Source organism: Photobacterium sanguinicancri, assembly GCF_024346675.1.
Taxonomy (GTDB): Bacteria; Pseudomonadota; Gammaproteobacteria; order Enterobacterales; family Vibrionaceae; genus Photobacterium; species Photobacterium sanguinicancri.
This window is the reverse complement of sequence record NZ_AP024850.1, coordinates 2,041,990-2,063,142: the sequence shown is the minus strand read 5'-3', so window position 1 is coordinate 2,063,142 and position 21,153 is coordinate 2,041,990. Positions and strand designations below refer to the sequence as shown.

20 protein-coding genes are annotated in these 21,153 nt (G+C 41.6%); 8 read left to right on the top strand and 12 right to left on the bottom strand.

What is annotated here, in order from left to right; all coding sequences use genetic code 11:
* Nucleotides 1–203: 203 nt before the first annotated feature.
* On the bottom strand, nt 204–893 hold the full coding sequence (locus tag OCU87_RS09880; RefSeq protein WP_261857018.1) for a hypothetical protein: 690 nt from the start codon (nt 891–893) through the stop codon (nt 204–206).
* A gap of 261 nt (nt 894–1,154) precedes the next feature.
* Nucleotides 1,155–1,988, bottom strand: coding sequence for a posphoenolpyruvate synthetase regulatory kinase/phosphorylase PpsR (gene ppsR / locus OCU87_RS09875; RefSeq protein ID WP_062690563.1), 834 nt, complete (start codon nt 1,986–1,988; stop codon nt 1,155–1,157).
* A 222-nt stretch (nt 1,989–2,210) separates the two neighbouring features.
* On the opposite strand from ppsR, the gene ppsA reads away from it, so the two are divergent.
* Together ppsA and OCU87_RS09865 are read left to right on the top strand one after the other, a co-directional pair.
* Complete coding sequence (ppsA, locus tag OCU87_RS09870; RefSeq protein WP_390960820.1) at nt 2,211–4,544, top strand: phosphoenolpyruvate synthase; 2,334 nt, start codon at nt 2,211–2,213, stop codon at nt 4,542–4,544.
* 83 nt (nt 4,545–4,627) lie between these two features.
* Entirely contained in the window at nt 4,628–4,840 is a 213-nt protein-coding gene (locus OCU87_RS09865; protein WP_261857017.1) for a hypothetical protein, read from the top strand.
* Nucleotides 4,841–4,921: 81 nt separating this feature from the next.
* Here OCU87_RS09865 and OCU87_RS09860 read toward each other — a convergent pair whose 3' ends face one another.
* Nucleotides 4,922–6,358, bottom strand: coding sequence for a glyceraldehyde-3-phosphate dehydrogenase (locus OCU87_RS09860; protein WP_261857016.1), 1,437 nt, complete (start codon nt 6,356–6,358; stop codon nt 4,922–4,924).
* Between the two features lie 458 nt (nt 6,359–6,816).
* Complete coding sequence (locus tag OCU87_RS09855) at nt 6,817–7,902, bottom strand: anhydro-N-acetylmuramic acid kinase (protein WP_261858367.1); 1,086 nt, start codon at nt 7,900–7,902, stop codon at nt 6,817–6,819.
* A 205-nt stretch (nt 7,903–8,107) separates the two neighbouring features.
* Here OCU87_RS09855 and OCU87_RS09850 point away from each other — a divergent pair, with 205 nt between their 5' ends.
* From OCU87_RS09850 to OCU87_RS09840, 3 genes are all read left to right on the top strand, one after another.
* Entirely contained in the window at nt 8,108–8,731 is a 624-nt protein-coding gene (locus OCU87_RS09850) for a PEP-CTERM sorting domain-containing protein (RefSeq protein WP_261857015.1), read from the top strand.
* Nucleotides 8,732–9,008: 277 nt separating this feature from the next.
* Entirely contained in the window at nt 9,009–10,604 is a 1,596-nt protein-coding gene (locus tag OCU87_RS09845) for an ABC-F family ATPase (RefSeq protein ID WP_094956894.1), read from the top strand.
* A gap of 93 nt (nt 10,605–10,697) precedes the next feature.
* Entirely contained in the window at nt 10,698–11,150 is a 453-nt protein-coding gene (locus tag OCU87_RS09840) for a YaiI/YqxD family protein (RefSeq protein WP_062690568.1), read from the top strand.
* Between the two features lie 96 nt (nt 11,151–11,246).
* On the opposite strand, the gene OCU87_RS09835 is transcribed toward OCU87_RS09840, so the two are convergent.
* The 7 genes from OCU87_RS09835 to OCU87_RS09800 form a co-directional block, all read right to left on the bottom strand.
* Complete coding sequence (locus OCU87_RS09835) at nt 11,247–12,398, bottom strand: ParB/Srx family N-terminal domain-containing protein (protein ID WP_261857014.1); 1,152 nt, start codon at nt 12,396–12,398, stop codon at nt 11,247–11,249.
* 177 nt (nt 12,399–12,575) lie between these two features.
* The gene (locus OCU87_RS09830) at nt 12,576–13,049 is read right to left on the bottom strand and encodes an NfeD family protein (protein ID WP_094956896.1); all 474 of its coding nucleotides are present in this window, start codon (nt 13,047–13,049) and stop codon (nt 12,576–12,578) included.
* Between the two features lie 15 nt (nt 13,050–13,064).
* On the bottom strand, nt 13,065–14,009 hold the full coding sequence (locus OCU87_RS09825) for an SPFH domain-containing protein (RefSeq protein WP_062690569.1): 945 nt from the start codon (nt 14,007–14,009) through the stop codon (nt 13,065–13,067).
* 213 nt (nt 14,010–14,222) lie between these two features.
* Nucleotides 14,223–15,053 (bottom strand): IS3 family transposase, encoded by an 831-nt coding sequence (locus OCU87_RS09820; RefSeq protein ID WP_239928692.1) that lies wholly within the window; start codon nt 15,051–15,053, stop codon nt 14,223–14,225.
* An 11-nt stretch (nt 15,054–15,064) separates the two neighbouring features.
* Nucleotides 15,065–15,574, bottom strand: coding sequence for a helix-turn-helix domain-containing protein (locus tag OCU87_RS25060; protein ID WP_062690298.1), 510 nt, complete (start codon nt 15,572–15,574; stop codon nt 15,065–15,067).
* Nucleotides 15,575–15,659: 85 nt separating this feature from the next.
* A complete protein-coding gene (locus tag OCU87_RS09805; RefSeq protein WP_062690690.1) occupies nt 15,660–17,135 on the bottom strand; it encodes an alanine/glycine:cation symporter family protein in 1,476 nt (491 codons plus the stop codon).
* 497 nt (nt 17,136–17,632) lie between these two features.
* On the bottom strand, nt 17,633–17,800 hold the full coding sequence (locus tag OCU87_RS09800; RefSeq protein ID WP_157072621.1) for a hypothetical protein: 168 nt from the start codon (nt 17,798–17,800) through the stop codon (nt 17,633–17,635).
* 589 nt (nt 17,801–18,389) lie between these two features.
* On the opposite strand from OCU87_RS09800, the gene OCU87_RS09795 reads away from it, so the two are divergent.
* From OCU87_RS09795 to OCU87_RS09785, 3 genes are all read left to right on the top strand, one after another.
* Nucleotides 18,390–18,686 carry a hypothetical protein gene (locus OCU87_RS09795; protein ID WP_062690570.1) on the top strand — a complete coding sequence of 99 codons (297 nt, stop codon included), beginning with the start codon at nt 18,390–18,392 and terminating at the stop codon, nt 18,684–18,686.
* A gap of 320 nt (nt 18,687–19,006) precedes the next feature.
* Entirely contained in the window at nt 19,007–19,864 is an 858-nt protein-coding gene (locus OCU87_RS09790) for an ABC transporter ATP-binding protein (protein WP_261857013.1), read from the top strand.
* Nucleotides 19,861–20,718: an ABC transporter gene (locus tag OCU87_RS09785; protein ID WP_261857012.1), complete on the top strand. Its 858-nt coding sequence runs from the start codon at nt 19,861–19,863 to the stop codon at nt 20,716–20,718. Before OCU87_RS09790 ends, OCU87_RS09785 begins: the two co-directional genes overlap by 4 nt.
* A gap of 149 nt (nt 20,719–20,867) precedes the next feature.
* On the opposite strand, the gene OCU87_RS09780 is transcribed toward OCU87_RS09785, so the two are convergent.
* The gene (locus OCU87_RS09780; RefSeq protein ID WP_062690574.1) at nt 20,868–21,071 is read right to left on the bottom strand and encodes a helix-turn-helix domain-containing protein; all 204 of its coding nucleotides are present in this window, start codon (nt 21,069–21,071) and stop codon (nt 20,868–20,870) included.
* Between the last annotated feature and the right edge of the window lie 82 nt (nt 21,072–21,153).

Sequence of the window (21,153 nt, the reverse complement as noted above, 5' to 3'; positions counted from 1 at the left end):
TTCTGTATCCATTACATCTATTCTTTGTTTCCCCAAGCGCAACAGAGTTGCAAAGCACATCAAGAATAGGGTAATCAATACAGCGAGTGATCGTAGACTGTCCTTGCGTATTCAAAAAGCATTACTGCTAAAGCGCATTTTTATTATTATCCCCAAGGGGGTACTACTTTTATAATTATTGTTTAACTCGTTAAGAGTTGGTATTACTCTTCTGCTGACATTAACAACTCTTCACCATCGGTGATCAATAAGTATGATTTGCCAATATCTAGTTGGCATATATCAATACTTTCAGCACCAAAGTACAAATCACCACTACAGTTTTCAATTGTCATGTAAGGCGTGACTACGCCCTGTTTGGCTTCATTAATAGTAACGGTAGAAGTCGCGATGATTTGGGCATCTTTATGACTAAACACTCGAATCCGATATTTTCCTGCAACCTCTGAGCGCGAACGTTTAAGCGAACTTAATTTAAAGAGCTTACTTTTTGCGTCATCTAACCAAGCAACAACCCATAGATCCGCATTTTCACTGATCAACATAGTGTCGATTCCTGCTTGAATGCTCTTAGAGTTAGTATCTTGTATGCCTAACTGCACTGTTACGTTGTCACTAACATTCCAGCGGTACATATACGGTGTTACTTCTTTATCCATATTTGCTGTTGCTTTATTGGTGCTAGTAAATAACGCATCTTCACTTAAGGTATGGCGAATATGGTAATCAATGGCTTCCTTTGTCGTATTTACAAAATGTAAGTCGGCTTGTCGTGTGCGTGAAACGCCATCAACAGCATTACTCACTGCATCAACGTCACTGCCTCCATCCCCTGAACCGCCACAACCTAACAACAAAATAGGTAATGCGGTTATTAGCGCTGTTCTAAACATGTTAGAACCTCTTTTGTAATTATTTTATGAATCTTAATGTAAGCATATTGCAAGATTCAGCTGTCATTTGATCAATTCTGATGGATAAATTGAACTTGTATTTAACTACCTGAAATAAAATTAAAAATCGGACTCTCATTCGTGAGAATGTCAAAAAAGGAAGGTGCGATGGGAAATAAGTTGGATAAAGAAGTGGCAAAATTGACCACTTCTTTGTTGTGAGGGGAGAATGGCGTGCTAGTTAATTCTCGATGGAAAATATCAGCACATACGGCGCTTTAAACCGCTTAGCTCTAACAATCTTGTCGAAATTTCTTCCACTGATAATGAGCTGGTATTCAAATAAGGGATTGCCTCTCTTCGGAACATGCTTTCGACTTTGCCTAATTCGGTTTCACATTGGAGTTGGCTTGCGTATTCGCTGTCTGCCATGCGTTCATGGCGAATGGTATGCAGGCGCTCTGGGTCAATAGTGAGACCAAAGGTTTTATATCTATAAGGTTCAATAGCTTGAGGAAGTTTTAATCGCTTCATATCTTCAGCAATAAACGGATAATTTACCGCTCGGATACCAAATTGCATAGCGAGATATAAACTTGTTGGTGTTTTTCCGCAACGAGATACGCCCAATAGAATAATATCTGCCTGATCAAGATTATTCAGTGAGATACCATCGTCGTGTGCAAGGGTATATTCAATAGCTGCAATACGATCCATATAGCTAGCGGCGTCTTTATTGATGCTATGAGAGCGTTGCAATTTGGGCGCTGGCTCAAGGTTTAGGTCTTGTCGAAGCGGTTCAACTAGTACATTCAATACATCATAAAGTAAGGCGCTGCTTTGCTCTAAAACGGCCTTTACTTCAGGGATCACGACAGAATAAAAGACAATCGGCTGAGAGCCTGATGCTTCATGAGCTTGTTTTATAAGGTTTTTTACGTGTTCTGCTCGTTCGATTGTTTCGACAAATGGCAGTGTCATTTGCTTAGTTTCTAGCGGAAATTGGCCTAAAACAGCGTGTCCAAGGGTCTCAGATGTGATTGCAGTACCGTCAGAAACGTAAAATACGTCACGAAATTGGGTTTTGCGCTGCATATAAAGTTGAATCCTTAAAATTATTTTGTAATCGTGTGGGTATCAGAGTTATTACAATAACCTAAAAAGGAATATCTACCATATCAACACCGCATCGTGAGTATTTTTTTGTGACTGAATGCAAACGATTGCCTTGGTGGCTATATTCTTAATTACAGCTGTACCCAATTACAAGGAGACTTCCCCGTGCAACAGAATGTTGTTTGGTATGACGCTTTATCAATGAATGACGTTGACAAAGTAGGTGGAAAGAACGCATCACTCGGCGAAATGGTAGCTAACTTAGCTAACGCTGGTGTGAAGGTACCCAATGGTTATGCAACAACATCGTTTGCTTTTAATGCTTTCTTGGAAGCTGGGGGTTTGAACGACCGCATTTATCAACTACTTGATAAGTTAGATGTTGAAGATGTAAACGCGTTGAAAGCGGCGGGTGAAACGATTCGAGGCTGGGTTCTCGATGCACCATTTCCGGCTGATTTAGAGGATGATATTCGTCGTAGCTATGCTGAGCTTGGTGAAGGCGACGAGATGCTATCAGTAGCCGTACGTTCATCTGCAACAGCAGAAGATTTACCTGATGCTTCATTTGCAGGTCAACAAGAAACGTTCTTAAATGTGCGTGGTATTGATGCTGTGATTGAAGCGGTTAAGCATGTATTTGCTTCTTTGTTTAACGACCGTGCAATTTCTTACCGTGTACACCAAGGCTTTGAACACCAAGGTGTAGCATTGTCTGCGGGCATTCAGCGCATGGTTCGTTCAGATAAAGCCTCATCAGGTGTGATGTTCACACTAGACACTGAGTCGGGCTTTGACCAAGTGGTATTTATTACCTCATCTTGGGGCTTGGGTGAAATGGTTGTACAGGGTGCTGTTAACCCTGATGAGTTTTACGTTCATAAGCCAACCTTAGAAGCTGGAAACGCTGCGGTTGTGCGTCGTACCATTGGGTCAAAAATGATCAAAATGGTGTACGCAGAGGGTGAAGAACTGGGTACGCAAGTTGAAACAATTGATACATCGGTTGAAGAGCGTAACCAGTTCTCACTAACGGATGCTGAAATTGAAGAGCTAGCGAAGCAGGCATTGATCATAGAGAAACACTATGGTCGCCCGATGGACATTGAATGGGCAAAAGATGGCATTACAGGTGAACTCCTGATTGTTCAAGCGCGCCCTGAGACCGTACGTTCTCGTGATGATCAAAATGTGATGGAGCGTTTCCACCTTAATGATCAAGCGCAAGCTATTATTGAAGGTCGCGCAATTGGTCAACGTATTGGTACTGGTGTTGTTCGCGTAGTGACCAGCCTAGATCAAATGGATCAGGTGCAAAACGGTGATGTATTAGTGGCAGACATGACAGATCCTGATTGGGAACCTGTGATGAAAAAAGCATCGGCTATCGTTACAAACCGTGGTGGCCGTACCTGTCATGCTGCGATTATTGCACGTGAACTTGGTATTCCTGCTGTTGTGGGTTGCGGGAAAGCGACAGAGCAACTTAGTGATGGTCAGCAAGTGACTGTGTCTTGTGCTCAAGGTGAGACTGGCTTCATTTATGAAGGTGAATTGGACTTTGAGATTCGTCGTTCAGAAGTCGATTCACTGCCTGATCTTCCACTGAAAGTGATGATGAACGTCGGTAACCCTGATCGCGCATTTGATTTCGCGTGTATTCCGAATGAAGGTGTTGGTCTTGCGCGTTTAGAATTCATCATTAATAAGATGATCGGTATTCACCCTAAAGCATTACTTAACTACGACCAACAATCTGATGAGCTGAAAGCTGAAATTGATCGTCGTATTGTTGGCTATGAAAGTCCTGTTGAGTTTTACATTCAAAAACTCACAGAAGGGATTTCAACATTAGCATCGGCTTTCTGGCCAAAACGCGTTATCGTTCGGATGTCAGATTTTAAGTCGAATGAATACCGTAACTTGGTTGGTGGGCTTAACTACGAACCAACTGAAGAAAACCCAATGCTAGGCTTCCGTGGTGCATCGCGTTATATCTCGGAACAGTTCCAAGATTGTTTCGCTTTAGAGTGTGAAGCGATGAAGCGTGTACGTAATAAAATGGGTCTGAAAAACGTTGAAATCATGATTCCATTTGTTCGTACCGTTAGCGAAGCTGCATCGGTTATCGACTTATTGGCTAAGTTTGATTTACGTCGCGGTGAAGATGGCCTTAAAGTCATCATGATGTGTGAGTTGCCATCTAACGCTATTTTGGCAGATGACTTCTTGAAGTACTTTGACGGCTTCTCGATTGGCTCTAACGACATGACTCAGCTAACACTGGGCCTTGACCGTGATTCTGGCGAAATCGCTCACATGTTTGATGAGCGTAATGATGCGGTGAAAGCCATGCTTTCAATGGCGATTAAAGCAGCCAATAAAGCGGGCAAATATGTCGGAATTTGTGGCCAAGGGCCATCAGACCATGAAGATTTAGCTGACTGGTTAATGGAGCAGGGGATTGACTCTGTTTCACTCAACCCAGACACAGTGGTTGAAACGTGGCTACACCTAGGAAAGCAAGATGCTTAATTAGTTGAAAGCTATTTAAAAAATAAAACCCGCAGTGATGCGGGTTTTTTTATATCTATATTAATCTCATCAATGATCAAATTATGGCTGCTGCGACTTGGGCTTTTGTACCTCAATTTGGCTTTTTGGCACTCCTTGTCGCGACTTTTATCGCACTTCTACCATTCAAAAAATACGAATTGCGTGCTGAGTTTCGTGGGTGTGATGAAACGGGTGATCAATGGGTATCGCTAGTACGTTGCTGTACGAAAAGTGAGTGCCGCATTTTGAAAGGAGTATATTCATCGGCTCAGTAAAACCTATAAAGAAAAAACCGCTCTGAATAATCAGAGCGGTAAATAGGCAAGAGGTTTAGTTATTATAATAAGTACTAAGTTTTACTTAGCTGGGTATGTTTTGTAGCGAACCCCCATCATTTGTTCCATACAATGAACGACTTGGCAGCTATAGCCGAACTCGTTATCGTACCAAATGTACAGTACGCAACGGTTGTCTTGAGCAATCGTGGCGACACCATCCACAACACCTGCAACACGTGAGCCAACAATATCGCTAGATACGACTTCTGTAGAATCCGTGAAATCAATTTGCCCTGAAAGTGGCGAGTTAAGCGCCATTTCACGAAGGTATTGATTCATCTCCTCTGCGGTAACATTTTTTTCTAAATTCAAGTTAGCAACAGCCATGGAAACATTTGGAGTTGGAACGCGAATAGAGTTACCTGATAATTTACCTGCCAGTTCTGGCAGCGCTTTTGCGACGGCTTTAGCTGCGCCAGTGGAAGTCAGTACCATATTTATGGATGCAGAGCGGCCACGGCGATCGCCTGAGTGGAAGTTGTCAATCAAGTTTTGATCGTTAGTGTACGAGTGCACAGTTTCGATGTGACCAGAGACGACGCCATATTTGTCGTTAACGGCCTTCAATACTGGCGTTATTGCATTGGTAGTACAGCTTGCTGCTGAGATAATGGTGTCTTCAGGTTGAATGACGGCTTCGTTCACCCCAAATACGACATTTTTAATATCGCCTTTCCCCGGCGCTGTCAGTAGTACTTTACTTGTGCCTGGGCATGCAAGGTGATTACTTAACCCTTCGCTGTCGCGCCAAATCCCCGTGTTATCGACAACAAGTGCATTGTTGATACCGTATTGTGTGTAATCTACTTCAGCAGGGCTGTTAGCATAGATAATTTGGATAAAGTTACCATTAACAATGATAGCTTTACGTTCTTTGTTGATGGTAATGCTGCCGTTAAACGGGCCGTGTACTGAATCACGACGGAGTAGGCTCGCACGCTTTTCTAAATCACCATCTTTACCGCCACGAACAACAATCGCTTTTAGACGGAGTGGATAGCCTACACCACTTTTTTCAATGAGTAAGCGTGCCAATAAGCGACCAATACGTCCAAAGCCATACAGAACAACATCACGAGATTCTAACGATTGGGTACTGTCTAGCGACTCAATTAATGCAGTTTGAAGGTAGTCTTTTAAACCGTCTTCATTGTCTTGGTTATTCCAGTATTCGTGTGCAAGCTGACCAACATCGATTCGACAAGGCGACAAATCTAATTCTGTCAGTTGCTGAATAAGCGGAAGCGTTTGTGCTGGTGATAAAGCCTTACCAGTATACTTGCGAGCGACACGGTGTGCTTTGATGATATCGACAGTTGAAGCGTTAACCAATTGACGACCAAACAGTAGGATTTCAACACCTTTCTGTCGGTACAGTTGGCCAAGAAGTGGTGAGATGGATTCTGAATTAGTTTGGCTTGTTTGCCAATCAAGAAGATATTTTTCCGGACTCATCTTTACTAGGACCTTTCACGTTTTTTGGGGGGAAGAAGCAGGTTGGGGCCTGCATGAAGCTATGTTGTTTTTATGTGCAAAAGTGTAACGTTTGCGTCGTTTTTATCCTAGTAAAATTAAGCGCTTATAATTGTGATCTGAGTCGGTGCAGTGTCGTGATCGACCTCGCAAATTAAATTTGTATAACGTGTTTTCTGTGCTTTTGAAATGTACTTATTTTTCGCTATTCATTTAGAAAAACAGTCTGCTTAAATATAAATAGTTTTTTGTTAAGTAAAGGGGAGAATTGAGATATAACCGCTACTTAGCTGCTGTGGCTAAATTGGAGATCAGAGAAATAAAGCACCATGGAGGGAATGAAAATAAAGGCTAATCAAAGTGCTGAGTAGCCCTGTTTACATAAATGCTGAAGTGAAGGGGTTGTTTATCACAAAGTAATAAAATCACACTTCAGCATTTTAGGCTGGATAAATGGCGCCTAAAGCAATTGCGTTACTTGCCCCTGTCACATCTGGAAGATTACCTGGTAACTGATGCAAAGTTCGGTATGCGAGCCATGCAAATGCCATCGCTTCCATGTTATCGCTGTCTACACCTCGTTCAGATGTACTGAGTATTTGCCATTGCGGTAATGCTGTTTGTAGCCTGTTTATCAATAGTGGGTTATGAACACCACCACCACAGATAAGCAGTTCGTTAGGTACATTATTGCAAGTGAAGGTACGAACATCGTTGGCTATCGTCATTGCGGTGAATTCAACTAACGTGGCTTGTACATCTTGTGGTGTAAGTGTGATGCCTTTTTCTTGCGCCAAAATAGCTAAGTGCTGTTGTAACCAAGGCAAATTAAAGAGTTCCCGCCCTGTACTTTTTGGCGCGGATAGCGCGAGGTATGGTTCAGCCAGCAATTGTTCAAGCAATGCGTGGTTGACTGAACCTGTTAGTGCCCACTCTGCATTGTTGTCGTAGGTTTTTTGTTGGTGAAGGTTTATCCAAGCGTCCATCAGCATATTACCGGGACCAGTATCATAGCCGATCACATGTTGGTTTGGTTGTAAGACCGTGATGTTTGCAATACCACCAATGTTTAAAATAACTCGGGAGGTTTCTGGACAACTGAATAGTTGCTGATGGAATGCGGGTACTAAAGGAGCCCCTTGACCACCGTAGGCCATATCTTTTCGACGAAAGTCTGCAACAGTACAAATACCTGTTTTAGCTGAAATGATGTTGGCATCCCCCAGCTGCATTGTAAAAGCATATTCACAATCAGGGGCATGAAATACCGTCTGGCCGTGGCTGCCTATTGCTTTGATGTCTTCAGGTTTAACGTTTGCCTTCGTGACAAGGGTGTTAACTGCATCTGCAAACAGGTGACCTAATCGGTGATCGAGCTCGCCGATTGTTTGAAGGTTGGTTGGTTGTCCCAGACAGACATCAAGCAATGAATGTTTTAGGCTTTCTCCCATTGGAAAGCTGATTGATGCAATCAGATGTGTTTGCGTGGAATCTATTTCAACGAGAACGGCATCAACACCATCCATACTCGTGCCAGACATGAGGCCAATGTATTTTTCAGTCACTGTTTGATACCTGTTAGAGACATAGAAAACGTCAGTATATTTTACACATTGTTGCCTATTTTAGTGCCATTATATTTCAACTTACTGAAAAGAAAGGTTTAAAAAAAGTGGTATCCCTTTTGCTAACTCTAGTGTGCAACTTATTAATAATATTTGAGGGATTATCATGAAAAAGTTAACTATCGCTGCTTTAGTTACATCTTCTTTATTTGCCGCTAATGCAAGTGCGACGATTCTGTCTGTGAGTTCAGGTACTTCTTCTGCGGGATTTTCAGGGCAAATTACACTGGCTCCAGGGTTAGTGACAGATGCCGCGGTTACCAATCAGGCCCAGCAGGGTTTCAATGAACAGCAGCTTGTTTCTTTGGCGGCTGACTTAGATGTCGATGGCGGAACAATAGCCCAAGGTACAAATGTCGCGAGTCACATGATATTTTTGAATAAAGCAACGAGCGAGAGTGGCGTGTTGTCTCACATTGGTGTTGAGTGGATGTTTGATGGCAAAATTTTAGGTGTTATGTCTGATTCTGGTGGTATCTTAGAAGCCGCGAGTAATGCCTTATTGGGCGCTGCAGGAACAACCTACCCAGGTGCGTTCGGTGCACGTGGTATGGAAGGCAGTGATAGCTATACAATTGATGGTGATAAGCTAACCGTGACTATGCGAGTTACACAGCCCGGTGACTGGATTCGTGTCATTACTGATGTGCCAGAGCCAGCATCAATGGCATTATTTGGTTTAGGTCTGATGGGGTTAGGTTTCTCTCGTCGTCGTAAAAACCATGCATAATCAGGCGATAGTCCTTTGAATAATCATATTTCTGTTTGATTTTTGCATAACCGCTGCACTCGTGTGGCGGTTTTATTTTGGGGCTAGAATAGGGGTGATGTAGCTCACTATTTCTGTTATAATGCGCGCTATTATCTCTGGGTCATGGCAAGAGCGCTCTCAAAATGACGAGTAATATCCTTGCTCTGCGTACTCAGATGAAACATACAAATTGAAGCTGCCACCATCATGGCGGCTTTTTTAATGCTTGATACATCAATCAATTTGGAACAGTACATTGATTTCTACAGCTAACATTACGATGCAGTTTGGCGATAAGCCATTGTTTGAAAACATTTCAGTTAAATTCGGTGGCGGTAACCGCTACGGCCTAATCGGTGCGAATGGCTGTGGTAAGTCAACGTTCATGAAAATCCTTGGCGGCGAATTAGAGCAGTCAGGCGGCACTGTTTCATTAGATCCTAACGAGCGTATGGCTAAGTTAGGTCAGGACCAGTTTGCTTTTGAAAAATACTCTGTTGTTGACACCGTTATCATGGGTCACAAAGAGCTTTGGAAAGTAAAAGAAGAACGCGACCATATTTACTCTTTACCAGAAATGTCTGATGAAGATGGTATGCGTGTTGGCGACCTTGAAACTGAGTTCGCAGAAATGGACGGTTACTCTGCTGAAGCGCGTGCGGGTGAACTTCTACTTGGTCTTGGTATTCCAGAAGATCAACACTTCGGTCTAATGAGCGAAGTTGCTCCTGGTCTAAAAGTTCGTGTGCTTCTAGCGCAAGTTCTATTCGCTGATCCTGAAGTTATGCTTCTTGACGAACCAACGAACAACTTGGACATTCACACAATCAGCTGGTTAGAAGAGATTTTGTTGGCACGTAACTGCACAATGATCATTATCTCGCATGACCGCCACTTCCTAAACAGTGTTTGTACACACATGGCAGACTTGGATTACGGTGAACTTCGCCTATTCCCAGGTAACTATGATGAATACATGATTGCGGCTGAGCAATCACGTGACCAACTGTACGCTGATAACGCGAAGAAAAAAGCACAGATGGCTGAACTACAAACGTTCGTAAGCCGTTTCTCTGCTAACGCATCAAAAGCAAAGCAAGCGACATCACGTCAGAAACAACTAGATAAAATTCAACTTAGTGAAGTGAAGGCGTCAAGCCGTCAATCTCCGTTTATCCGCTTCGATCAGGAAAAGCCACTTTTCCGTAATGCTCTTGAAGTTGAAGGCCTAAAACAAGGTTACGGCGAAAACATTTTGATCAACGGTGTAAACCTTATGGTTGAAGTGGGCGAGCGTATCGCGATTATCGGTGAGAATGGTATCGGTAAATCAACATTACTAAATACGCTTGCTGGTGCAATGGATCCAATGGAAGGTATGGTTAAGTGGTCTGAAAACCACAACATCGGCTTCTATGCTCAGGATCACAGTGCTGATTTTGAAGAAGATATGACGCTGCTTGACTGGATGGGTCAGTGGAAAAAAGAAGGTGACGACGAGCAAGTAGTTCGCGGCATCCTTGGTCGTATGTTGTTCTCTCAAAGTGACATCAAGAAATCGGTTAAAGTGATTTCTGGTGGTGAGCAAGGTCGCATGTTGTTTGGTAAGCTTATTATGCAAAAAGCTAACATCCTTCTAATGGATGAACCAACAAACCACATGGATATGGAGTCTATCGAAGCACTTAACTTAGCGCTTGAAAACTTCAAAGGTACCTTGATGTTCGTTTCTCATGACCGTCAGTTTGTATCGTCTGTTGCTACGCGTATCATCGAAATTACTAAGAACGGTATTGAAGATTTCCACGGTTCTTACGATGAATACCTACGCAAGCAAGGCCTAACAGGCTAATTATTGTTTGTTGAATGAGAGCCGCCCTATAAGGCGGCTTTTTTCTGTCTATGGTTTAATTCAATTGGCTATTCAACAAGGTTGGAGAATAAAATGAAAATTTGGGTAGATGCTGATGCGTGTCCAAATGTAATCAAGGAAATTTTATTTCGGGTGGCTAACAGAGTGGGGGTTTCAGTCACGCTGGTGGCTAACCATCATGTACGTGTACCGCCATCGCCCCATATTCGATCGTTACAGGTTGAAAGTGGTTTTGATGTTGCAGACGATTTTATCGTCCAGCAGGTTGAAGCGGGGGATTTGGTTATCACAGCTGATATTCCATTAGCTGACGAAGTGATCACTAAAGATGGACATGCGCTGAATCCGCGCGGTGAGTTGTATACCAAAGAAACGATTAAACAACGTTTACAGATGCGAGACTTCATGGACACCATGCGCAGCTCTGGTGTGCAAACAGGTGGGCCACCACCACTTAACCAGTCTGATCGCCAAAACTTTGCGAATAAATTAGACAGCTTTGTGGCAAAAAACCATAAAAAATAGTCTCAGACACAAAAGGTAACGAGCTTTAAGCATCTAAGTAAGCTCGTTGCTACTGTTTGAAGCAAAAGCCGCCAAAGTAATAACTTTATGCCCTGTTTACTCTTTTGCTTGGTTCTCCTTCTCCTTTTCTTTTTGGCTTTCAGTCCCTTTTACTGTTTTCTCTTGCTCTTCTAGCAGCTTCTTCGGTGTCGCTTTTTTCTTCTTGTTTATTCTATATTCCGTTGCGTAATACCACTCTGAATTTTGGCTAGTCAGCATAGCTTCGAGTGCTTTTGAGTCTACTTCTGAAAATTTCCCCATTGCGATTGCGGGTAAGTCTGTTTTTCCTACTTTTTCATTACTGGCCATATCGACCATGACAGTTGCAGCTTCAGCTAATGCGGCTGCATACTCATCTCGGTTATTGAAGTTAATATCATCGACAGTCATTTTTTCACGTAAAACAAGCGACCATTGAAGGGCAAGGTAAGGGACTCGCGGATAAGGTTCTTTAGTATTCGGATCAGTATTATTCTGCGGTAAGTCGTAACTGATGCCTTGCAAGAAATAAGCGAGTGATAAGTATTTGTCTTCTTTTAGTTGTTTTAAACCGATGAAGTCGGGTAGATCCGAAGGGGAGATCTTTTTGCCTTTTTGGTTATAGAGCCAGACGGCATTGTCGTTACGCATTTCAGGCCAAAAATCATCACCCGATCCAAGTAGGTTAAATGTGACTTTTAGTCTAATTGGGACACTTGTCCCACCATTTGGCATGTCCCAAAAGCTTGATAGGATATGGTGCTGGGTGGTGAGGTAGAGTAACCCGTTATCAGGCCCGACGACGACAGATGCTAGATCATGAGTTTGTGAACCGAGTTTTTTGGTGCAGCTATAGCTTTCGATATCCGTTGGTGATGAATTTTCATCCCACTTTTTTACTTTACCGCCACCATTCAGTTTACAAAGTGCATGGTAAATATTCTTTTTATTTTTATTGTAACGGTAGAGATGTGCATATTCTTTGTCATAGCTGATCACAGCCTGAGTGGGTAATAATTGGTCGAGTGTTACGGTAATAATATCGCCGTCTTCTAGATCTGCGTAGGAAATCTTCTCGGCGTATGCAGGAAAAGAGGCAATGATAAGAAATAGAGGCAATAGAAAAAGATCAGAAAGTTTCGTCACCGCAAAGCTCGGCTCTGAACTATAGGGTTGAGCCGGTCTTAATAAGTTACGCGATGAAGCGCGTATAAAATGATCCGCAATCATAATCGGTACCTTTATCGCGTGAATTGTTGTCAGTTTAGCAAATCACGATAAGGCTGGATGAAAAAGAAAGGGGAGTCCAAATAAAGAGGCGGTATTCGATTAACACCGCCAAGGTGATTGCAGTTTTAACATTTTGATGGTGGTGATAATCAAATAACGTATAAAGCTAAAGTCTACCTAACATGCTTGAACTGTAAATTTCCCAACAGCAACACTGACAACCTTGACGGTGCTACCTGCAGGAATCACTTGATCATGAGAGGTCGGATCAAGTAATAATTGCCATTGGATACCTGAATGCTTAACGTAAACAGGCGTATCCTGTGCACTTAGTGTCGAGCTCAGAGTAAAAGTTAGGCCCATAAAATCGCTATGGACATTGCTAGCTTCGACTTTGCTTTGCTGTAAGCGTTTTAGCGGCTTCCAAAGAAGTGCAGTAATAATACCCGCACCAATCCCAGTCGCACTGACTAAGCTTAGAAATGTTTCTGGCAGTATTCCTGCCCATGCAAGCCCGCCAGTGATAATCGCAGCAATACCGACAGCCAATAGTACGATTGTTGAGAGGCCCAAGAGTAAAGTCTCTACAGACAATAATATTAAGCCAATAATGATGGTTAACTGTGCAGGGCTAATACCAAAAACATCCATACGATACCCCTTTAATTACTTACTTTGGTTAAGCTTATTAATGATAGTCATTGCTTCAGCAACCATTGACGAGGCATTGGTTTGATTTTCAGGAAGCAGTACCACTGAAGATTCTTTGGCGATGGCTAGTTTTGCATCAATGGCTTTACCGGCCAGTTCAAGTTGTATCGCTTTTTGACCTTCTTCTGTTGATGCTGTTCGACCTACCACTTCAATAGCCTCAGCTTGCGCCTGAGCAACGGCTAGAATCGCTTGCGCTTCACCTTCGGCTTTTAGTACTTGCTCTGAACGCTCAGCTTCAGCCGCTAATACACGTGCTTGTTTTTCACCTTCAGCGATATTGATATCAGACTGACGTTGACCTTCAGATTCCAAAATAACCGCACGCTTTTCACGTTCAGCTTTCATTTGGCGTTCCATGGCGTCTAATACTGAACGAGGTGGTTCAATATCTTTAATCTCATAACGCATTACTTGCACCCCCCAAGGTTCAGAGGCTTCATTAATAGAGGATACAATTGCTGTATTTAGGCTTTCACGTTCCTCGAAGGTTTTATCTAGCTCAAGTTTACCCACTTCACTACGCATTGTTGTTTGCGCTAGTTGGGTTACAGAGAAAACATAGTCGTCAACACCGTAGCAGGCTTTAGCTGGATCAAGGACTTTTAGGTACAGTACGCCATCGACAATTAGCGAAATATTATCTTTTGTGATCGCTGATTGCTGAGGTACATCATATGCTTGCTCTTTTAATGAACGGGTATAAGCGATGCGATCGATGAAAGGAATAATGAAGTTTAAGCCTGCTTCCATTGTTTTATTGTACTTACCAAAACGTTCCACAATGTAAGCAGAGTTTTGAGGTACAAATTTCACGGAAGAACGAATGAAAATAATGACAAAAATGGCAAGGAATATCCAGCCATTAAAGAGGTTTGGTAACAGTTCGATAATGTCCATATTGACTCTTTTGATAGTAAATTGAATTGCGTTTTTTTACTGTACCGAAAAGATGCACCCAAGGTCTAGCTAAGTAGGCAATTTAATTATGAAACGCGATCAGAAATTGAGTTCAGAAAAAGATATATAGGGGTTGAATGCGGTGGGGTATGGAAAGCTCATGAAAAGAAAAAGCCAGCTTTTGAAGTGACCCCATTAAGTTGGACATTTTAGTTAAGCGGCTTGTAAGGCCTGATTTCGATATTCTATCGGAGTCAGGCCTTTTAGTTTTACCTTTATACGTTTTGTATTGTAATACTCTATGTACCCTTTAATCTTTTCTATCAGTTCATCGGCATCTTTGAAGCTTTTCCCGTGATACATCTCTGTTTTCAGCAACGCGAAAAAGTTCTCGGCTACAGCATTATCGAGGCAATTCCCTTTTCGCGACATACTTTGGGCAAGACCACAGTTAGCGAGTTGCTTTTGATAAGCCTTATGCCGATATTGCCAGCCTTGGTCGCTATGTACAATTGGTCTTGAGTGTCCTCTAAGTTTCTTTATTGCATCTTTCAACATGCCCGTAACCAGTGGTAGTCGAGCATTTTTGGCTAGCCTAAACGAGATCACTTCTTGATTAAACAGGTCAACTATCGGCGACAAATAGACTTTCTGCCCTTTAACCTTGAACTCGGTGACATCTGTCACCCACTTTTCATCAGGTTTTGTCGCCTTGAAGTCTCTTTCAAGTATGTTTGGTGCCGCTCTCCCTGCTTCTCCTCTATAAGCTCGATACTTCTTTGGCCTCATCGTGGATTTTAGCCCCTGACGGGTCATCAGCCGTTGTACCGTCTTGTGATTGAGCTTGATACCGCGATTCCTTAATTCCAAGTGAATACGGCGGTAGCCATAACGCCCCTCATGCTCATGATAAATCGATCTAATAACTTCTAGCTCGTGCTCATAAGCGTCAGGCTTATGGCATGCTTGAATTTGATAGTAGAACACACTCCTTGCCATCTTCATGGCTCGAAGTAGGTGCTTTAAAGAGTGCTTTTCTTTCAGAGCTGAGACGGCTAACGCTTTTTCTTTGTTTGTCGACGCTTTTGCTGCTTCAGCTCCTCCAACTTTTTTAGAACAGCATTCTCTGCCCGCAAGTACGCCAGTTCCTCTTTCAGCTCTTCAAGGGTCATTTCGTCATCAGGTTTTGGTGTAGCTTTGGATTGATATTTCATGAGAGGTCTTCCTATAGGGCGGTTTTCTAGTCCTTCTAAACCGGCCTCATTGTACTTTTTAAGCCATGACGACAAGATGCCAGGAGAGGATAGGTTCAAAACAGCGCTAGTGTGACTGAGAGACCACCCACTCGTCCACATCAGATTCAATGCCTGCAATTTCTTACCCGCACTACTGCTATGTGAGGAAGGTAAGAAGGAGTTGGTGCCATGTATCGAATAGACCTGAGCCCAGTACCTTATTTGTCTCGATGATATTGAATATTCACTAGATAGCAGTCTGCTGGATGCTGTTCCATGAAGATATTGCCTAGCAATAGTAAGCTTTAATTCACGACTATATTTGGACATAAAAAAGACCCCCAATAATTGGTTGTCCAACTATTGGGGGTCATTTCATTTAGTTAGGCTGGCTTTTAGTTTAGAGACTTAGCTGTTATTTGACAGTTTTAGCTTCTTTTGGATGCCAAGCGCCATCAAGTTCATCTAGTTCAGGGAACTTCGAACGGTCAAATACCGGCGTTTTACCTGCTTTGATTTGCACTTCGTAATCTTTGATTACTTTAAATGCAAGTTTAGACAGTAGCAGAAGAGCAACGATATTAATCAGTGCCATCATACCCATAGAGGCATCCGCTAAATTCCATACTACAGGTAGTGACGTTATAGACCCAAACATAACCATAGCCAGAACAAGTAGACGGAAGGCAAATAGGCCTTTTTTGGTATTACCGTTCAAGAACATGATGTTTGTTTCTGCGTAGCTGTAGTTCGCAATAATAGATGTAAAACAGAACAGTATGATTGCAGCTGCCATAAAGTAAGCAGTCCAGCTACCTAGCTCGTTGGTTAGAGCTTGTTGCAGCAAACCAATACCAGAAGCAGCATCAGGTTGATCCATGACTCCTGAAAGCATAATCATTGCTGCTGATGCTGTACAGATAACGATAGTATCAGCAAAAACACCTAGCATTTGAACAAAACCCTGTGACGCAGGGTGGTTAGGGTTTGGCGTTGCAGATGCCGCTACGTTTGCAGCAGAACCCATACCAGCTTCGTTCGAGAATAGACCACGAGCAATACCGCTTTGCATCGCTTGTGCGATTGTGTAAGCCACACCACCAGCTGCAGCTTCCTGCCAGCCAAATGCACTCTTAACGATTAGCGCAAGTGCTGCTGGTAGTTCAGAAATGTTCATTACAACCACCACCATTGCAATTGCAAGGTAGCTAATAGCCATAACAGGTACGATACGCGCAGAGGCTTGGGCAATCTTACGCAGGCCACCCATAATGAAGAATGCTGATGCTGCAACAATAATGACACCCATGATAGTTTCATCGAAACCGAATGAGTGGTTTAACGCATCAGTAATAGTGTTTGCTTGCACGGCATTAAATACTAAGCCAAATGCAATGATAAGGAATACTGAGAATAGTGAACCCATCCAACGTTGACCAAGGCCTTTTTCCATGTAATAGGCTGGGCCACCACGGTACTGACCATCAACATCTTTTACTTTATATACTTGAGCAAGGGTTGATTCAACAAAAGCTGTAGACATACCAAATAGGGCAATCAACCACATCCAAAAAATAGCGCCTGGGCCACCAGCTGCAAGGGCAACTGCAACACCAGCCATATTACCAGTACCTACACGAGCAGCCATAGAGGTGCAAAATACTTGATAAGAACTTAAGCCATTTTCGATGTTTTTACCGCTTTTTAGCACATAGATTGCGTGTCTAAATTGACGGATTTGAATAAAACCTAAACGCAGAGTGAAGTAGATACCAACACCAACGAGAAGGTATATAAGAACTTGGCCCCAAAGAAGTCCATTAATAGTACCAATGATAGACATTAGTCCATTGTTTAGCGCATCTAACCAAGATTCGTTAGCAACATTCATTTTGTTTTCCTGTAACAAGGGCTCAATCGTAAAAAGCATCGAGCGAACTGGAACATCCATTTAGTGACACTTTGCCACAACGGTTTCAACTATATTTTGTTCTGGTTTCTAATGTTTTATGCGGATTTAATAGTCTTTAATTTAACATTGTTGAAACATGAAACCGTGTATCTGCCGCAATAAGGGCGCTGAAAGGTAGCATGAAATACGTGAGAATCTACACGACACAGATCACGTTTTTTTATGTATTGAGTGAAAATAGACAATTGGAAAGGAGGGTTTTGATAATAAAGCCACTAAATACAATGGGTTAGTTATAGCCGCTGCGTTCTGTTTATTTTTGGGTAAAACGCTGTCCAATTAGCCCGAAAATAGTATATACCCTATTTAGTGGGCTCATAATAGAAGTAAGTTGTTAACATGATATGCAGGGAGGTTCATCTTTATGCAAGGAAATAGAAACAAAAGAAGCATAAAATAAAGAATGGGCTAGGTGCTTAGTGTACTGCATGCTTAATTGTCATTGTTTCTGTTGTGTCTTGGCTTGTTTGATCGTGTTGAATGACAACAAATTGATAGCCGCAAATACAGGTATAGGTGCCAGATTCACTAATAAGGTATTCATCACTTTGGTGGCAACGGTCGCAGATATAAATAGGTTCCATAAAGGTGCTCTTGCGTAAATGGTCTGGTGAATTATACATATCAATGTGTTAACAATGAGAAGTCGTTACTTAAATTATGAGGTTCGCCTAAACTATACTTATCGAATCGAAATGGTGGTTGTTTCATTTTGTACTTTATGTTTGGAAATCTGTTGTTGAAGGTCGTCGTTATCCTTTTAGTCGCTTACTCATTAGTAACCTGCGAAATCACTGAAAATAGAGCCGCATTTTAAATATTTACACTTTGTTTCCGCTGATCAGCTATCATTAAGGGTGTATCAGATGATAGAAGTTATACTAAAGACGTTTTAAATAAGAAAAAGTGATTCACTTATGTGGAAAGTGGGAGTATATTGCCTTTCTTGCTACTAGAGAAACACACCACCTTCTCACTTATTATAATTGATGATCAACACTGATCACTCTGTTAGTTGCTAGTGTAGTGAAAGCCTCTTATCTGAGGTTCTAAACCATATATCATTAAGACGGTTAATATTTCCTATCGTTAATCGTTATCTATAGAACATGATTTCTAAGGGATCTCCTAATGCCATGATTGGAGCTCCTCATATAAGTTAAGAGGTAATACATGGATAATTTTGCTGCTGCAGAAAAAGCATTAAGTGCAATGCTGAAAAGCGTAGATGCAGACGGTAACAAAAAAGTCGAACGTACAGACTATCGTCAAACATTAATTGATTTTGCTGATGAAGTACCAGGTCGTCAAAAAGCGGTAATTAAGCGCATCCCTCTGGATAAAATTAATAATCTAATTGCAGTGTTACATGAGTTTCGCGATGAAGCTAAAAATACTCGCATGATTGAGATTTTAGCTATGATGGAAAAAGACGGTGTTCACCCTGAAGATTTAATTGAGAAAGAATAAGTTTTCATTCTATTCTCGTTAGCGATTGATATTCTATCCAAAGGTAAATTGTAGCGGTTTCTCTGATGAAGCTGATTATTTTGTAGGTATTGCCTTTAGCCAATGGGTAAGTATGGCTATGTTGTTGTCTTAATATAGACTGTATCGTTATAGCTGCTATTTAAAAAAGGTGCTTATTCGTAAGCGCCTTTTTCCCGTACCTGTTATTTGGATATAAATCACTGAACTATCGGATTGTTTTGTTGCCTATAAAGCTAGGTATATTGGTTTAACATATTGCGCACAGAGTGGTGCAGTATCAACAAGTGTAGAGTACTAACTTGGAAAATTTAGTAGAAGTGTCACATCTTTCTAAAGCTTTTAGTGGTCAAGAAGTTATTTCAGATATTAGTTTTACGCTTTCAGGCGGACAAGTTCTAGGGCTGCTAGGCCACAATGGGGCAGGTAAGTCGACATTAATTAAAATATTGCTAGGCACACTGCATTATGACGGTGAAGTAGCATTACTCGGATTAACACCTGAGAAGCATAGAACAAAAATTATGGAGCGGGTGGCATATATATCAGATGTTAGTTCATTACCCAGCTGGATGACAATTAAGCAAATTATTAATTACATGAAAGGTGTGCACCCACAGTTTGATGCTGACAGGGCTAAATCTTATTTACAGAATACTGAGCTTAAGTTGCAAATGAAAATTGTTCAACTTTCAAAAGGGATGAAAGTTCAGCTGCATGTAGCGTTAGTGATGGCGACAGATGCTCAAATTTTGATATTAGATGAACCAACGTTAGGTTTAGATTTAATTTATCGAGAAACATTTTATCATGATATTCAATCATGGGTTCAGAAACATAACCGTTCAATGATAATAGCGAGTCATGAGGTTAGTGAAATTGAACATTTATTGACAGATGTATTGGTACTCAAATCGGGTGATGTCGTATTGCAAGGTGCATTAGATTCACTGTATGAGCAATATATAAGTATCAGCATTCCTCATGAGAATAGAGAAAAGGCTGAACAGTATTGTCCAATTTATGCAAAAGAAGAAAAAGGACACACCTTGATGCTTTTTAATAACGAATCAAGTGAAGCACTTATGGCGTTAGGGCAAGTAAGCAAAACGCGCTTGTCTGATCTTTTCCTCGCAAAACAATTGGGGCTTAACGCATGAACCGCCTCTTATGCTTAGTAAAGAAAGAATTGATTGAATACCCGTTTTTACTTCGTTTTCCTATTGTGATTGCATGCGTGGTATTACTGGCCCTTGCGCTCTTTATGTCTGGCAATGATGTGTCTGTAACATGGCAAGTTAACGGCAGTAGTATCATCCCTGATGTGGGTGACTTTTTGGGTTTTGCCGGTGTTTTGGGGAATTTTAATGTGTGGGTAGCGAGTATTGTAGCTGTCATACTCTTTTTGGTATACACACCTAAAGCTTTACGTAAAGAGCGTGAAGAAGGCAGCTTGATGTTTTGGCGTTCAATGCCAGTGTCAGACTGGGAAACCGTGTTGGTTAAGTTACTTTTCACGTTAGTGGTTTTACCTGTAATCGCGTCAACGGTACTCGTATTTGCAGATTTTATTGTTTGGGTTTTATCTTTGTTGTGGGTACCACAAACAGTAGATACGACCTCAACAGTTACTTTGTGGGCGCTATTACTGCATTGGTTAGCTTTTATTGGGCGAATGGTTGCAGTCAGTATTGTGTTAGTGCCATTTGTTAGCGTGATATTTCTTCTGTCACAAGTTACGAGAGCTCCATTAGTTGTGCTTTTAGTCGCTATATTTTTGCTCAATATAACAACCTCTTTGGCACTTGGTACGACGGCGTTAGGGGACTCGATAAAAGGGCTTTATCATTTACCAATAACGATCTTGTTCAGTGACAACCCAATTGGTACTTTGTTTTCAGTGAGTGCTATTTCTTGGTTAGGCTTGATGATAGTGAGTGCTGTTTGTATAGCATTAACGGTAAAGATGCGGCAAACCGATGATTTTCTGGCAAGGTTTGGTTTAGGTTTATAAAAGTAAAAGGAGAGCAGAAGCTCTCCTTTTTTATTACTGTCATATTCATTTTAGAATGTATGGTATTCAATGCATTAATAGGCTTTGCAAGCAAGTAGGGACTTGGAATGTTACCGTCATACATATCTGAATATGAGGATAATCGATAATTACGCAGTCGCTACAGAAGAAATATAATCTGCTTCGCTTTTATATTTACGAACATTACGAGAAAGTGTGCCTTTTGGTACGTCAAAGCGCTTTTCTGCTTCGTAGCTAGATAGTCCATCAAAAATAACAGCTTCAACTGCTACACGTTGGTTTTGAGATTTGAAGATGCGTTGAGCGATAAATTGAAATTGATTACGGTTCATAGAATACTCACAAATTATTCTTGGTGACGATGAAAGATGTCTTTCATGCATGCCTTGTTATTGAATAATTCTATAATACCTA